Origin of the sequence: Candidatus Equadaptatus faecalis, assembly GCA_018065065.1 — a bacterium.
Taxonomy (GTDB): domain Bacteria; phylum Synergistota; class Synergistia; order Synergistales; family Synergistaceae; genus Equadaptatus; species Equadaptatus faecalis.
In genome coordinates this window covers 1-15,045 of sequence record JAGHTZ010000091.1, presented here as the reverse complement: position 1 = coordinate 15,045, position 15,045 = coordinate 1, and the positions used below count along the sequence as shown (strand labels likewise).

General features: G+C 49.4%; 9 protein-coding genes. 2 read left to right on the top strand and 7 right to left on the bottom strand.

All coding sequences use genetic code 11. The features are described 5' to 3' along the window. The first annotated feature begins 74 nt into the window (after window positions 1-74). On the top strand, window positions 75-1,493 hold the full coding sequence (locus tag KBS54_07430) for an FAD-binding protein (protein MBQ0055950.1): 1,419 nt from the start codon (window positions 75-77) through the stop codon (window positions 1,491-1,493). A gap of 81 nt (window positions 1,494-1,574) precedes the next feature. Here the strand turns inward: KBS54_07430 and KBS54_07425 are convergent, their stop codons facing one another. The 5 genes from KBS54_07425 to KBS54_07405 all read right to left on the bottom strand — a co-directional run bounded on the left by KBS54_07425 (window position 1,575) and on the right by KBS54_07405 (window position 9,879). Further along, complete coding sequence (locus KBS54_07425; protein ID MBQ0055949.1) at window positions 1,575-2,315, bottom strand: SIMPL domain-containing protein; 741 nt, start codon at window positions 2,313-2,315, stop codon at window positions 1,575-1,577. A gap of 140 nt (window positions 2,316-2,455) precedes the next feature. Beyond that, window positions 2,456-3,634: an amidohydrolase gene (locus tag KBS54_07420; protein MBQ0055948.1), complete on the bottom strand. Its 1,179-nt coding sequence runs from the start codon at window positions 3,632-3,634 to the stop codon at window positions 2,456-2,458. Window positions 3,635-3,712: 78 nt separating this feature from the next. After that, window positions 3,713-5,107 (bottom strand): YfcC family protein, encoded by a 1,395-nt coding sequence (locus tag KBS54_07415; GenBank protein ID MBQ0055947.1) that lies wholly within the window; start codon window positions 5,105-5,107, stop codon window positions 3,713-3,715. 115 nt (window positions 5,108-5,222) lie between these two features. Further along, a complete protein-coding gene (locus KBS54_07410; protein MBQ0055946.1) occupies window positions 5,223-8,255 on the bottom strand; it encodes an AMP-binding protein in 3,033 nt (1,010 codons plus the stop codon). Between the two features lie 34 nt (window positions 8,256-8,289). After that, window positions 8,290-9,879: an ABC transporter substrate-binding protein gene (locus KBS54_07405; GenBank protein ID MBQ0055945.1), complete on the bottom strand. Its 1,590-nt coding sequence runs from the start codon at window positions 9,877-9,879 to the stop codon at window positions 8,290-8,292. A 111-nt stretch (window positions 9,880-9,990) separates the two neighbouring features. Between KBS54_07405 and KBS54_07400 the strand changes: the two genes are divergently transcribed. Next, a complete protein-coding gene (locus tag KBS54_07400) occupies window positions 9,991-10,557 on the top strand; it encodes a DUF1850 domain-containing protein (protein ID MBQ0055944.1) in 567 nt (188 codons plus the stop codon). Here KBS54_07400 and KBS54_07395 read toward each other — a convergent pair. Both KBS54_07395 and KBS54_07390 read right to left on the bottom strand, forming a co-directional pair. Continuing rightward, window positions 10,529-11,182, bottom strand: a complete 654-nt coding sequence (locus tag KBS54_07395) for a hypothetical protein (GenBank protein ID MBQ0055943.1) — start codon at window positions 11,180-11,182, stop codon at window positions 10,529-10,531. The two genes, KBS54_07400 and KBS54_07395, sit on opposite strands and share 29 nt — an antisense overlap. A gap of 167 nt (window positions 11,183-11,349) precedes the next feature. Further along, on the bottom strand, window positions 11,350-14,490 hold the full coding sequence (locus KBS54_07390; protein ID MBQ0055942.1) for an autotransporter domain-containing protein: 3,141 nt from the start codon (window positions 14,488-14,490) through the stop codon (window positions 11,350-11,352). Window positions 14,491-15,045: the final 555 nt, after the last annotated feature.

The window sequence follows — 15,045 nt, the reverse complement described above, 5'->3', positions numbered from 1 at the left end:
CGGCGTCAGGCTGCCTCCGCCGCGTCTTCGAAATATGTTAAAATACTGACGGAATATAACGTGGAGGTATCACTATGGACAGATACGGTAAAATCGACGGCAGACTGCTCGAAGAACTGAAAGCGGCTGCCGGGGAAAATAACGTTTTTACAGATACGGCAAAGCTTGCCGAATACTCGCATGATGAAGTTCCCGCTAATTCCTATGACAGAGAATATATCGCGGAAGCTCTTGTATTTCCTGAAAGCACCGATCAGGTTTCGGCTGTCGTAAAACTCGCGGCGCAGCACAACATTCCCGTTACCTGCCGCGGCGCGGGTACAGGCTTGTCAGGAGGCGCAGTGCCTGCTTTCGGCGGCATTGTCCTATGTTTTGAAAAAATGAACAGGATAATCGAACTTGACGAAGCAAATTTCACGATAACGGTCGAAACCGGCGTCATTACCGATGATATTGTCAAGCTTGCAAGAGAACACAACCTTCTCTACGCCGGAGACCCGTGCAGCGGGGACAAATCGCAGATAGGCGGAAACATAGCGGAAAACGCAGGCGGGAACAAGGTCGTGAAATACGGCGCGACAGGCGCTCAGCTGCTTGCTCTTGAAGCCGTGCTTGCAGACGGAACTGTCACGTGGTTCGGCGGAAAACGCAGAAAAGACGTAACTGGTTTTGATTTCGTACATCTTCTCGCAGGTTCTGAAGGAACGCTTGCAATTATTACAAAAGCGGTGCTTAAACTGCTTCCCCTGCCAAAATATTCGGCGGATCTGCTTGCGGAATTTGCAGATGCTGACAGCGCAATGGCTCTTGTTCCAAAAATCATTGCCGAAGCAGGACTTATTCCTGTTTCAATAGAGTTCATGGACAGAAATTCTCTTTCCTTCGTGTCAAGATGTCTGAAACGCGAAGTTCCGGCTTGCAGTTCCGGCGCAGCTCTGATTATCCAGCTTGAAAGCAGCGATATTGAAACGCTTGAAACAGACTGCAAAAAAGTGGCTGAAACAGCCGCAAGATACGGAGCGCAAAAAATCAGCCTTGCCAAAACGGACGCTGAAAAAGAAAATCTTTGGACGGCAAGAAAATCAATCGCAGACTCAATAGCGAAACTGTGCGAAAATTACGTTAAAGAAGACCTTGTCGTGCCTGCTGACAAGGTTCCGGCACTGCTTTTCTCAATCGAAAAAGCGTGCGCAAAATACGGGCTTGAATCTTCGGTCTATGGTCATGCGGGAGACGGAAATATGCACTGCACGCTCATAGCGGGCGACAAAGAAAATTGGAAGGATTTGCTCCACAAGGCGCAGAAAGATATTTACGCCGACACCAAAAAGCTTGGCGGAACACTTTCAGGCGAGCACGGCATAGGGCTTAAGCGCAGGGAGTACATAAAATATTTCCTTGACGACGCTCAGATAGAGCTGATAAAACGCGTCAAGCTTGCCTTTGACCCGCAGAATATACTAAATCCGGGCAAAATCGTTGAATGGGAGTAGCACAAAATCAAAGACAGTCCGGACACATGTCCGGTCTGTTTTTAATTTGCCCTGTAAACATCTGTCCTCAGCTCTGTTATACTAATTTTTCAGCTGGTATTTTATCGTGACGACAACGCGGACAGTTTTGTCTGTCTGCTGAGATTCCTGAAGCATGGGCGCGTTGTCGCGCGGCAGAATCTGGAATATTCCCTGGTCGGCAACAAGTATTTTGCCAAGGCTGCTCTGAGAGTCTTGCGCAAACTGTTCCGCCGTTTCGCGCGCGTTTTTGTTGGCTTCCGCAATCATTGACGGTTTCAGCTTCGTAAGCCCGTTGAACACGTACACAGGAGCCCCTGAATCTCCGTCGCTGCTGAGTACGACTCCTTCGTTGATAAGCTGCGCGGTCTGTTTGTACGCCTCTTCTATCCTGCTTACGTCAGCGCTGCGTATCATAACCGTCCGTGTCAGTATAAATCTTATCTGCGCCTCGTTTCCGTCGCCGTACTGCTGCGCGTTTTTGTCAATGACGTTCATTTTGCGCGATATAACGGCACCGGCTATTCCCTGCTTTTCCAAAAAGGCGGTTACAACCTCATCGTCTTTCATTATTTCACCGCGCGTTTTCGTCAGGTCGTTTCCGGCGCGGACAAAGTTTATCGACCAAAGCGCAAGGTCAGCCTTAACGTCGCGCTCGGAAAGTCCCTTGACAGTTACCGTCCGCACGGGCGCACGGCTTTCCTTAATTCCGAAGCCGGCAAGAAATCCGCACAGGGCAAGCCCTGCCGCTATTAAAAGCGCTGCCGTTACTTTTTCAGTTTTTTCGTTCAGTTTTCCGTCCATAGTCACACTTCCGCTCCTTGACAAAATTTCCTTATGCAATGATTATAACATTTTGTCCGTATTTTTCATTGCGGAAATTACGTATTCAAAAATCCGCCGTTCGGCGGATTTTTGAATATGTTTGCTGACTGAATTTCAATTTATTTCCAGTTTTCTTCCTGCGCGTCAAGCAGATACTGCACGTAGAAAGCCGCTCCGTTGAGCATTCCATCTTCGTCAAGATTAAAATGGTCGTGGTGCAGCGCGTACACGCAGTCTTTGGCTTCGTTTCTGCAGCCGACAAAGGCGTAGACGCCGGGGAAACGGTCAAGGAAATGTGAGAAATCTTCTCCGCCGGGCGATTTGTAATATTCCGTAAGTCCTTCTTCACCGAGTATAGTGCGTACTGATTTTGCCGCTATTTTGCTGCAGCGCGGATTGTTGACCGTAGCAGGGATATTCGTGTAGTAGTCAAATTCGTAATCCGCGCGGTAGGCTGCAACGGTGTTTTTGATGACGCGTTCTATCATTTCAGGCAGTTTTTTTGCAAGCGCCGAACTGAAGGTGCGGACTGTTCCCGAAAGCTCGGCTTCCGCCGGTATTACGTTGGGAAGCGTGCCAGCGTGGAAGGTGCAGATGCTTACTATTACCGTTTCATTCGGGTCTGTTTCTCTGCTTGCTATGCTCTGCAGCGCGTCTATGACCTTTGCCGCGACGTATATCGGATCTACGGCGAGATTCGGCCATGCGCCGTGTCCGCTGACGCCTTTGATTTTTATCCGCATGAAGCCTGCCGCCGTGTAGCGCGAACCTTCGTCAACGGAAATTTTTCCGGCTTCAATGTACGGGAAGATATGGATTCCGGCAACCGTATCCAAGTCGTCGACAAGTCCCGATTCAAGCATTTTCAGCGCACCGTTTGTCATGGCTTCTTCCGCCGGCTGGAATATAAATTTTACCGTGCATTTCAGTTCGTCCCTGTGTTCGGCAAGAATTTTCGCCGCTGTCAGAAGCATCGTAATGTGCGAATCGTGTCCGCAGGCGTGCATTACGCCGTCATTCTGCGATTTGTACGGCAAATCCTTGACTTCCTGTATCGGAAGCGCGTCTATATCGCAGCGAAGCCCGATTACAGGGGCATTTTCAGATCCCTGAAGCACCGCTATCGTTCCTGTTGCAGCAACTTCCGTCCAGGGGATTCCGAATGACGTCAGTTCTTCGCGTATTTTCTTCGCCGTTTCAAATTCTTTCCAGCTTAGTTCAGGATGCTGATGGAAATATCTCCGCATACTTACTGCGTAATCCCTGTTTTTCTGCACTTCAGCCATTGCGTTGAACATAGAATTGACACTCCTTTTCTCAAACAAATGCCATGCGCGGAAGCACATGGCATTTGCAGATATTAAACTGATTTTCTTTTAGAACGGGCCGTAGCCTGACGCTATTGCAAAGTAGAGTACGCCGAATTCGAGCAGGAAATAAATTCCCTGAAGCGGAAGTATGAATTTGTACCATACTTTAAGAGGAACCTTGCCCAGCGCGCAGTAGATAAGAAGCGTTCCGTTGGTGAACCAAAGCGTGTTGGAGATACCGTCGCCGAACTGGAAAGCGAGCGTTGCCGTCTGGCGCGTGATGTGGAGAAGGTCTGCAAGAGGAACCATAAGCGGCATAACTGCCATTGCCTGGCCTGAACCTGACGGAATAAGCGCGTTGATAAAGAAGTTTGCGATAAACATGATGCAGGTTGAAATGTATGCCGATGAACCCTGCATAAACGTTGACATCCAGTGAACGAGAGGGTCTACAAGCCCGCCGTTTGTAAGGACGACCTGAACAGCACGGGCTGCGCCGATAATGAGCGCGCCTTCCATTGCGCCGCGCATACCGTCAAGAATGTAGTTGACTGTTTCTGTCGGTGAAAGTTTATTGAGAGCTGCGGTAATAATTCCGCAAATCATAAAGACAGCGCCGATCTGCGGCCAGCTCCATTTAAGGTTAAGAGCGCCATAGACAACTATGCCGAAGGAAACTGCAAGGACGAGAAGCGAAATCGTTTTTACGCCGTCGAGTTTGTTGCCTTCGTCAACAGGAATGACGAGCGAACTCGTGTCATAGTCTTTCATAAGGCTCTGCGACGGGTCTTTTTTAATTTTGTTCGCGTAACGGATAAGCCAGAACAGCCAGAGTGCGCAGATTATGAGGTCTGTAATGGTACGAAGTTCCCAGCCTGAGAACATCGGAAGTTCAGCAATTGTGTGCGCCGTTCCGACCGTGAAGAGGTTAAACGGTGCAACCGCGAAAGAGATAAGGCATGCGAGACCTGAAGCCGTGATACCGACAAGTGAGTCGTAGCCGAGAGAAATGGCGAGAGATACAACGATAGGAACAAACGGAATTATCTGTTCTGACCAGCCGACCACGCCGCCGATGATGAAGAACGCGCAGGTGATAATCGCGATGATTGCCGCTCCGCCGATGCGTTTTGAAAGGTGGAGAAGGCTGTTGATGCCTGCGCCCATGATTCCGGTGCGTTTGTAAATTTCAACTGTTCCGCCGACAAGCATAACGACGAACATCATAAGTCCGGCGCCGTTAAGACCTGCAGGAAGAGCCGCGAACATATCAAGGAAACCGACCGGCGTGCGTGCTACAGAATGATAGCTCGTAGCGATGACCTTGTTGATTCCGTTGACAAGCTCTCTGTCATACGCGCCCGGCGTTACAAGCCATGACGCGATTGTGCAGAGAAGAACCATTACGCCCATTACTATAAACGGGTTAAAGTTAAATCCTTCTTTTTTCTTTTCACTCATACTACTCTGTTCCCCCTTTAATTTTGCAAAAAACTGCTGTTTTCCGCTCCGATATTTTACCATACGAACAGAATTTGCACCAGCAGTTTTTCAGCCCTGTAAAAACTTGTAAAAATCAGTTCTTGCCTATTTTTATCCTGCGCAGCTCCCTGCGCAGGACTTTGCCTGTCGGAGATACCGGATATTCTGTCACAAAACCGATTTTGCGCGGAACCTTGTAATGCGACAGTTTTTCTTTGCAGTAGGTCATAAGCTGACGTTCAGTCACTTCAGCACCTGGTTTGAGAATTACAAACGCCTTGACAAGCTCGCCCGCCACGTTGTTTTTCTCGCCGACGCAAACCGCGGAATGAACCGCAGGATGCTCACAGAGCACGTTTTCCACCTCCTGCGGATAAACGTTGAAGCCGCTTACGATTATAATGTCCGTCGCGCGGTCAACAATCTGAACAAATCCGTCCCCGTCTATACGGACAACGTCTCCGGTGTTAAACCAGCCGTCTTTGAAACGTTCCTTTGTATTCGTCTCGTCCCTGAAATACGAACTGACGACAGAACCGCCTTTAAGCCACAGAACTCCTTCGTCGTGAAGGTCAAGTTTTCTGCCATCTCTGTCACGAATTTCAATCTGATAACTCTTAAGGAATTCCCCAACCTTGCCAAGCCGCTTTGACGCTTCAGATTTTCCGACTGCAACGACCGGCGAGCATTCCGTAAGCCCGTAGCCTTCGATAATTCCGGCTCCAAGATACTGTTTGCAGCGTTCGTCAAGCTTTGTGTTAAGCTTGTCGCCGCCCGAAATTACAAAATCCACGTCCAGTTTCATACCAGATTTTTCAAGTGCTCCGAGCAAAAATGCAAGTATCGTCGGAACAGCGATTATCGCGTTTGCCCCTGAGTCTTTTATAGCCTTTACGGTGTTCGGAACGGGCACAAAACTGGGGACTATAACCTGCCTGACAGAACTGACAAGCGGCAGAGTCTGCGCGCAGCCGAAGCCGAAGGTGTGAAAATTAGGCAGAACGTTAAGGAATATCGTTTTTTCAGGGTCAAGAAGCCCTGCAATATGCGGTTTTATACACCTGGCGTTGTCCAGCAGGTTTGCGTGCGTGCAGGGAACCGCCTTAGGCATGCCTGAAGTTCCCGACGTCGAGAAAATAACCGCTGTATCTACGCTGTCAGGAAGTCCCTTTCTGCCTTTCCAGTCTGTCAGGAAACCTTTTTCAGGGTCAAGCACTGCCATCGGCACGTCTGTCTGAAATTCTGCGTCTTCGGCGCGTTTCATTGCGTCAGCGGAAAGCACGAGGGTATGGACGTCAAGCATTTCAATCGTGCTGAGCAGATTTGATATTCCCGCCCTGGCGTTGAGAGGCGCAACGGCTCCGCCCAGCCGCCAGCAGGCAATTGAAAGGGCAACAGCCGACGGCGAGTTCGGAAGCAGCATTGCAACACGCTGTCCCTGTTCAAAGCCGGCATTTTTCAGTTTTTCCTCACAGGAATCCACAAGCGCGTTAAACTTTTTCCAGCTCCACCATTCGCCGTTCCACCATACGCAGTCGTTGTTTTCTCTGCCCTTCCATGCTTCTGCATACGCGTTTTCAAGACGGAAAGCAGGGTCAAGCTTAATTTCCGGCGCCGCTTTGCTGTCTATTTTCTGCTTGCGCAGTTCCCTTCTGAGTATTTTTCCCGTCTGCGACAAAGGATATTCAGTGACAAAACCTATTTTGCGCGGCACCTTGTAATGCGCAAGCCTTCCCTTGCAGTAATCCTGAAGTTCCTTCGACGTTACGGGCACGTTGTGTTCAGGAATAATAAACGCTTTGACAAGCTCGCCGGTGAAACGGTTGGCTTCTCCGACGCATACAGCGGCATGCACGGCAGGATGCGAGCAGAGCACGGCTTCAACCTCCTGCGGATATACGTTGAAACCGCCGACAATAATAATATCGGTGGCACGGTCAATAATCGTGATAAAGCCGTGTTCGTCAACGCGCACGACGTCACCGGTGTTAAACCAGCCGTCCTTAAAACGCTCCTCGGTATTTTTTTCGTCGCGGAAATAACTTTTAACCACAGCAGGTCCTTTGACCCACAGAACGCCTTCGTTTTTGTCAGTATCCTCTCCGTTTATGTCGCAGAGTTTCGTTTCAAAATGCTTCAATGCCGGACCCACTGTGCCCAGTTTTTTGTCGTCCGACGGCGGATTCACAGCGACAACCGGCGAACATTCCGTAAGCCCGTAACCTTCGCATACCCCCGTACCGAGATATTTTTTGCTGCGCTCTTCAAGCTGCGGGTTTAGTTTGTCACCGCCGGAAACAATAAATCGCACGTTAAGTCTTTCATCGCGCCGGGCAAGCTCTCCTATAAGGAAATTAAGCAGCGTCGGGACAACGACAAGGGTGTTTGCTCCTGACTGTCTGATTGTTTCTATTGTGTTTTCGACAGGGATAAAGTTCGGGACAAGAGCCTGTCTGACTCCCTTTACGAACGGCAGAAATCCGCTTATGTTGCTTCCGAAGGTATGGAAATTCGGCAGGGCGTTCAGCAGCACCGTATCATCGCATATAATTCCGGGCAGCGCGTACGGAATGTCTTCTATGTTGGCAAGTATGTTCGAATGGCTGCACGGAACAGCTTTAGGCATTCCCGAAGTGCCTGAGGTCGAGAAGATGACTGCCGTACTGCCGTCATCGGCAACAGAAGCACGGCGCGTTTCTATTTTGTCGGGAAGCTTTGCGTCAGGCAGCACAGGTATAATTGGAACCGCTATCACGCTTTCCATTTCTTCCCTTTTCGCCGCAATGTCAGCAAGAACAAAAACCGCGCTCAGGTCAAGCATTTTTATCGTGTTCTGAAGATACAGCGGATTCATTCTCCCGTTAAGAGGCGCAATAGTGCCCCCAAGCCGCCAGACGGCAAACGCAATCGCAAAAACTATCGGCGAGTTCGGCAGAAGAAGGGCAGCCCTTTCGCCTCTGCGAAAACCGCTTTTTTTAAGCTTTTCTTCGCAGTCGGCGGCAAGCGCGTTCAGTCTTCCGTAACTCCACCATTCGCCCTGCCACCATACCGCTTCTTTATTTTCGTCAGTCCATACTTCTTCTATAACCTGTTCAATACGCAAATCAGGGTTCAGCAAATCAGTCATCGTACCTCAACTCCATAAATCATGTACAATAAAATTATAAATCAGTTTTCAAAGAAATTCTTCTCTGAAAAATTCCTTTAACGCCCGAAGCCTTTACAAGCGCACATGCCTTGTCCAAAGGTCCGTGCGAACGCGGGTCTGTCGTCAGCGTTGCGTGCGCAAGAGCAATGTTTCTCGTTGAAAGAAGCCCGTGGCGCACCGCTTCGCCCCTGTAGCCGGGAGCCTTGTACAAAGCGTTTGCCGCCCAGTTCACGCTGTCATACACCAGCAGGATATTTTCTGTTTCATCCGGAGGGCAGACTTCGTTGTAAAGTTTTTTATAGTCGTTCATGACAGACATAATCTGAGGGTCACTCTGTGAAATTCTGTTCAGCCAGCAGCTCTGCACGGAAGTTTCACCGGAATTTTCCAAACCGCTTTCGGGAAAATTCATGCCGAGAATTTTCCCGTCAAAACCGACAGACTGAAGCTGTGACAGCATTTCCGCCGGTTTCTTTGTATTGCCCGGCAGAAGCAGAGTATCCGCGCCGCGTGCCTTGACAGTTTTCAGCGCAAGGGTATAATCGCTGTCTTTGCCGGTATAGCTTATGTCTATAGCAGCGCGTCTGCCGTAGCGTCTGAGCCACAGGCGGAGCGCTTCGCACGCTTCACAAGAATATTTGTCGCTTGCGTTCCACAAAAGAGCGATTTTTCTTGCTTTCATGCCTTTAACGGCATAATACGCCATCAGCCTTGCTGTTTCAGCGGGCAGGCTTGAAATTCTGAACGTGTAAAGATACGGCTTCCCGTCACTGTCGTTTGCGACATTGCCCGTAACTTCAGCGGAGGAAAGCAGCAAAGGTATCTCCAGCCTGTCAGAAAGCTCGGCAAGTTTCTTTGCGCTCTCTCCGGAAAGGCTTGTAATCATTACAAGAAGGCTTTTGTCCCTCATAATTTCTTCAGCTTTTTCAGCCGCCTTTGCAGGGTTTTCGGGAACGTCAAAGCCGATAATCTTCAGTTTGTAACCGCGCACGCCGCCCTGTTTGTTGACGCGCTCCACGGCAAGCTGCGCCGCCTTAAGCTGCCTGTGCCCGCTCTGCGCATCCTCTCCCGAAACAGGAGTAAAAAAAGCTATTCTGAACTCGTCGCTCACCGGATTTCTTTGCCTGCTTATCTGAAAAAGCAGAAGAACGATGACTGCAAATGCAGCCAGCAGAACCGTTCCGTTGTAGAGATACTTTCTGCGGAGGCTTATCGTGCGCGGGCTGTCGGCGATTCCTCCCCTTATACTGCGAAGATTGCCTCCGTGAGCGACAACGGTTTCTGTTCCGTCCGAAGCTTTGTCCTGCTTCAGCAGTTTTTCCAGCGCGTCAAGAAAATCTTCCGTGCTTCCGCCCGTAAAAGCAAGGTCGTCATTTAATCTTTTGACAAACAAACCGCGTTTGCTGTCGTGAAGCTCAGTCGTCACAGTCCAGCCTGAACGTATCAGCGAATGCAGGGCAAAGGTAACGCGGAAAATGTCAGTTTCCCTGTCTGCCGGAAGTCTGTCTTCAAGAAACTGAGCCAGTCTGTCAGGCTCTTCAAGAATTTCGGCGCCGTACTCCGCCACGATATTTTTCAATACGTCAAAAATCAGCCCTTCCAAAGCCTCACCTCCGCCTTGCGATTAAGTCTTGAATTTATTGTTCCAACAGTTCATAATTATAATACAAATTTGCAAAGTAGCATAATCAGACGGAGCAGACGGGAAAATTGCATGAACGGCACGCCGCGGCTTTCAAAAAAATCAAACAGGCTCTTTTCAAAAACAGTCCGTATATTTGCGGTGTGTCTGCTCTTCCCTGCCGCGCTTGCCGGCTGGCGCGTTGATTTTCTCCGCGTTTCTTCGGACAACAGAACACTCTGCTCGCTTCCGGCGGCGCACGGACAGAGACTGATTACCGAATATATTCATTCCGTCGAAAAAACAGCAGTCGAAGACGAATACAGAATCACTAACGGGAAAATTTGGACGTGGGAAGAAAGGGTAAAATCTTCAAATGCCGGAATGCCCTCCGTACTGCCGAAATACATGCGCTTTTCAAACAGAGACGGAAAAATGATTTTCAGGGGCGGAAGACTTGCGCATGAAACGCTGAATTTAAGAATTGGAAACGAAACGTTCGGCAGAAACAAACTGCGCATGCCGCCGTTTGAAACGGAGAAACTTTACAAAACGCTGCCGGGCAAAAGGCTCGAAATCAGTATCGTTCGCAAGCCGTACCTTTACGGCAGAGCTGACATATCCGAAATTTTTATTTCAGGCGGGCAAAAAAGAAAATAAGCTTCCGCAGGACAGACACGGCAGCCCAGAAACAGACAAAACCGGCAGCATACAGGCTGACGCCGGAAAGAAATTCCGAAAGCGCAGCGTTCAGCGGCAGTACAATACAGACTGCCAGAGCACAGCATACTGACACAAAAAGACTGACGGCGGCGTCAGTTTTGTTTTTCCTGACAAACACAAAAGCCGAAAGAAAAAGCAGAAGGCATGACAAAACCGCCGGCAGTTTTCCGACAAACGGCAGTCCGTCCCATACCGATACGGAAGATATCAGGTCAAACGTGTATTCTGTACCCGTAAAACCCTCATTGCGGGCATAATACATGAGAAAAAGCAGAAGCAGCGAAGCCGCGGCAGACAGAGCTGAGGAAAGCCCAAATTTTCCGTCATATACTGCAAGCGATAAAGTCATAAACAGAAATACCAAAGCGGCGCTTCCCTTAAAAGAAACAAACGCGGGCAAAGTCCCCATGGGAATGAAAAGAAAAATGGGCAGCAGAAGCAGACAGGCGCAAAATTCGCGTCTGCTTTCACTCGCAAGCACGCGCAACACGGAAAAATCCAAGCCAGAGAGAAACACCGCGGCGCAAAGCAGCGCAGCGGCAGAAAAACCGGTCAAAATCATCTGCTGTTTCCCGCCTCCGTCTCTATTATAACCTAAAAAAGAACGGCTTGGGAATTTTTAATAATCCCAAGCCGTTTTTTCGTTACATTTCGTTACATACTGTTCGCTTAGTGCTTTTAGCCTATAGCCTTTAGCTTCCAGCTTAATGCTTACCGCTTATCGCTGCCCTATTTTCCAAACTCATACCAAGCGTTCAGGTTCGCTCCTATGCTGTCGCGTTTGCCGGTGTAGCCTGTCAGTCCGAGTTCCACTTTCCAGGGGCTGTTTGCCTTGTCATACTTAATGCCGAGTTCCGCCATTCCGCTTCCGCCTTTGAAGTCAGGTTCAAGCAGACTGTATTCGCCCATGTGTCCTTTGGCTTTTCCGTCAAATTCGTATTCGTAGGCAAGTCCGCCGAAGAATTTCACGCCGTTTTCGTTTTCTTTGCCGTTGTAACGGAAGCCCGCGCGAAGTCTGTGGCTGTTTATCGCGTCAAGGTCAAACTGTTTTCCGGCTATTGTCGGTGTATCGCTGTTCTGTCTGCTCCAGAGGTATTTGACGTAGGTGTCTATGTTTGACTCATTTTTGAGCGCCCATTTGTAGCCAAGTCCTGCGTGTGCTCCGAGGTACGAATTGCTTGTGTCAAAGCGGGTGTTTCCGTCAGGGATAACTGTTTCGCTGTTGTAGTCGCTGTTCATGCGTCCCGCTCTGAACGACGCTTCTCCGTGGAGCTGTCCTTTGGCTGTCTTTTTGCCTTTGATTTTCGCCAGAACACCGCCGCCGAAGTAGTTGACGTCGCCGTCCGCTCTCACTTCGCCGTCTTCAAATTCGTTGTACGTCGTGTAGCGTCCGTTGCCGCCTTCTACAAATATTCCAAGCGTTACGTTGTCTTTGATTTTCTTTGAGAGCCCTGCCGCGACGTTGAAGCTGTTAAGGTCAACGTGGCTGCCTGTGTTGTAGCGTCCGCGGCTTCCGCCTATTGAAGCGAAGCTGCCCCAGCCGCCTGCGCTCTGCGTTCCGGCACTTGCAGTGCCTTCCGTGTTGTCCATACTGTCTGCCACATCTCCCGCGACAAAGTCTCCGGCTGCGTTGAGCGCTGCTGACGCTCCGAGTCTTGCTTCGCTGAAGGATTTTGTTTTGTCTTTGATTACAGGAACAGGTCCAGGGGTGTCTCCTTTTACTCCCATAACGAGTTCGTTGTTTTCAAGCCACGTGTCGTATTCGTAGTCGAGCATTCCCGTTGTGCTTATTACTTTCTTTTTCAGCGGTTTTTCTTTTGTTCCTTCGTAGCCTTCGGCGTTGTTTATGAGCGTCAGTTTGTCGCCTTCTTCTTCTACCTTTTTGCCTTCAATGTCCTGATAGAGTTTTATTTCAGTACCGGCTACATTTATTGTATTTGCTGAGTCAATTATTGTGTCACCTTTGCTGAAATTGTCGAGGTAGAAGCCAAGGGTTGAGTTTGTCAAGCTGACTGCACCGCTGAACATTGTTTTGCCTTTGAAGTTTGTCGTGCCTGTGCTTGTGTAGTTCTTTGCAAACGTGCCGCCTGTGAAGTTGACGATACCGCTGTTGCTTACGTTGTTTTTAAGGCTGTCAGCGTTTGCAGTCAGGCTTCCTGCCGTTATTTCAAGCACGTTTTCTATGCTTCCCGTACTGCCTACGGTTGTTGTGCCGTCGGCTATTGTGAGGGCGTCGCCTGTTACTGTTCCGTCAACCGTGTTGTCGCCTTTGAGCGTAAATTTATTTGCCGTGGCAAGTGTCGCGTTTTCTTCAACGGTTATTTTTCCCGTCAGCGTTGTGCCGCTTGCCGCGTCGGCGGTGATTGTACCGTTGTCATTTGCGCCGACGGTTACGCCTGTGTTGTATTCGCCGCCTTCAAACGAGAGGTTGAAGTCTCCGCCGAGGCTGGCGGTGAGGGCTTCTGACGAGTGCGTACTGCCAAGCATGCCGCTGTTCGTGTAGGTGTTGTCAAGCGTGAAGGTTCCCGCGTTTACCAAACGCGTCGCCGCGTCGGCAACAGGCGTTGTGGTATCACCGGGGGTTTCGTTCGTGCCGTCTATCTTTTCCGCAAAGAGGTAGAGGTTGTACTCTGTGCCGTTGGCAAGTTTTGAGGTGTCAACAACGAGGTTTGTTTCCTCATTGGCTGTTGAAAGTTTGGCGTAGTTGACGTAGGTTTCCGTGCTTCCGCTGCCCGTTGAAACGACAGCCGCGACGTGGTCTTGCGCAGTTGTTGTTCCAAAGTTGCTGTACGAAACTTTAAGCTGTTTGCTTGTAAGAAGCGGAGACGTAAGGTCTATAACGCTGCCCGCTATGCGGCTGTCAACTGTTTCGGTAACGTCTGTTGTGCTGCTTGTTGCGGAAACAGAGCCGGGCGTCGTGAACGTCAGCGTTTCTTTTGTCTGTTTTGTGAGAGTTGTTGGGTCGGTAACTTCGGGAAGCGAGAAGCCTCCGCCTACCGTTACCAAATTTTTGCCGCCTTCGGCGGCTGTTTTGAAAAGATTAGATTGAAAGATTGGAGATTTTAGATTGATTTGTAAAGCGGGACGGGCGGCGCGGAAGTCGTAGGACACGTCATCCCCGTAGCCGCCGACGATGCCGTCGTCGCTGACGTCAGCGGCATAATAGTCGTAGCCGCCGGGCGAACGAAGCCACCAGTAATTAGAGGCTTTGAGGATGTTCTTCTCTATATCAGTTCCGCCTGCAAGCGCTTGCGCTTCCGCCGTTGAAAGGATGTAAAGATAATCAGGGTAATTGTACACATCCCCTGTTTTCGTCATTCCGCAGCCGCCGTACGGGCTTTCATCTGTCCCTGTTTTTGTCATGTCGTGCTGCACTATGTAGTTCTTAGCCCCCGTGCCTGTTCCGCCGTTTGCTTCCTCCCATGTCATGTCAGCCGGGCTACTGACACCGTCGCCGTAATGCTTCATTTGATATTCATAACTGTTTGTGTCCTGCGTAGTGTCTGTGCCCTGGTAGCCGCTGACTTTCTTGCGCAGTTCCGAGGCTGAATATTTTTTGGCGTCTGACGCAGTAAACTCTGTCCTGAAGACCTGATACGTCACGCTTCCCGTGCCGTCGGATTTCGCTTTCTCCATTACGTCTGACGTGATTATGTAACCGTATTTGTTGCCGCTTGCGTCTGCTGTGTCGTCTTTAGCGTACAGCTTCCAGTTGTAGCCCGCAAAGGTTCTTTCGTCGCCGATGTTGCTAAAGCCGCTGCCTTTGACTATTCCGCTGACTATTCCGCTTGCCGCCATCGCAGGCGAGACCGTAGCGAAGATGAATGTCAAAAGCATGAAGATTGCCGCTGTTTTTTTGAAACTTCTCATTTTTTCTTCTCTTCCTTTCAAAATATATTTGTGCCGCTGAAAACTGATTTATGCCAACAAACATTATGACGCGGTTTCACGCGCCGTTAGGTTTGTAATTTTATTTTTTGCAATGGGAATTTGGCTGTTAAAAGAGAGGCAAGAAATGCAAAAATTTTCCTCAGAAGGAGAGGAATCTGTCTGTCTGTCTGTCTGTCTGTCTGTCTACAAATTCGGCTGACAGCTGACGGCTGACGGCAAAAGCGTTAAAAACAGACGATTTCTTGAACATTTCTACCCCTCCTTTACCTTTGATTTTTTGTTTTGTAAACGTTAGTTCAGTTTTTACAGAACATTCCGCCGTACCCAAACCCTGCGGAATATATTCCGCGATTTCTGGATATTATATAGCGGTATTGCCTGTTGCGCAAGAAGTTTTTTTACAAAATTTCTTCTTCAACGTGCTATAATATTTTCAGTTGCCGGTTTGTTCAAAAGACGGCGGACGGTTATGCCCTCAAGCCCAACAGCAAGGGGGTGGTGCTTATGACGACAAGTGAATTTCTTGGAATAATA

Excerpts from the sequence above, each read along its gene's own strand:
- KBS54_07420 (MBQ0055948.1), bottom strand. The coding sequence starts at position 3,634 with ATGTTCAACGCAATGGCTGAAGTGCAGAAAAACAGGGATTACGCAGTA.
- KBS54_07400 (MBQ0055944.1), top strand. The coding sequence starts at position 9,991 with ATGAACGGCACGCCGCGGCTTTCAAAAAAATCAAACAGGCTCTTTTCA.
- KBS54_07425 (MBQ0055949.1), bottom strand. The coding sequence starts at position 2,315 with ATGGACGGAAAACTGAACGAAAAAACTGAAAAAGTAACGGCAGCGCTT.
- KBS54_07410 (MBQ0055946.1), bottom strand. The coding sequence starts at position 8,255 with ATGACTGATTTGCTGAACCCTGATTTGCGTATTGAACAGGTTATAGAA.
- KBS54_07415 (MBQ0055947.1), bottom strand. The coding sequence starts at position 5,107 with ATGAGTGAAAAGAAAAAAGAAGGATTTAACTTTAACCCGTTTATAGTA.
- KBS54_07390 (MBQ0055942.1), bottom strand. The coding sequence starts at position 14,490 with ATGAGAAGTTTCAAAAAAACAGCGGCAATCTTCATGCTTTTGACATTC.
- KBS54_07395 (MBQ0055943.1), bottom strand. The coding sequence starts at position 11,182 with ATGATTTTGACCGGTTTTTCTGCCGCTGCGCTGCTTTGCGCCGCGGTG.
- KBS54_07430 (MBQ0055950.1), top strand. The coding sequence starts at position 75 with ATGGACAGATACGGTAAAATCGACGGCAGACTGCTCGAAGAACTGAAA.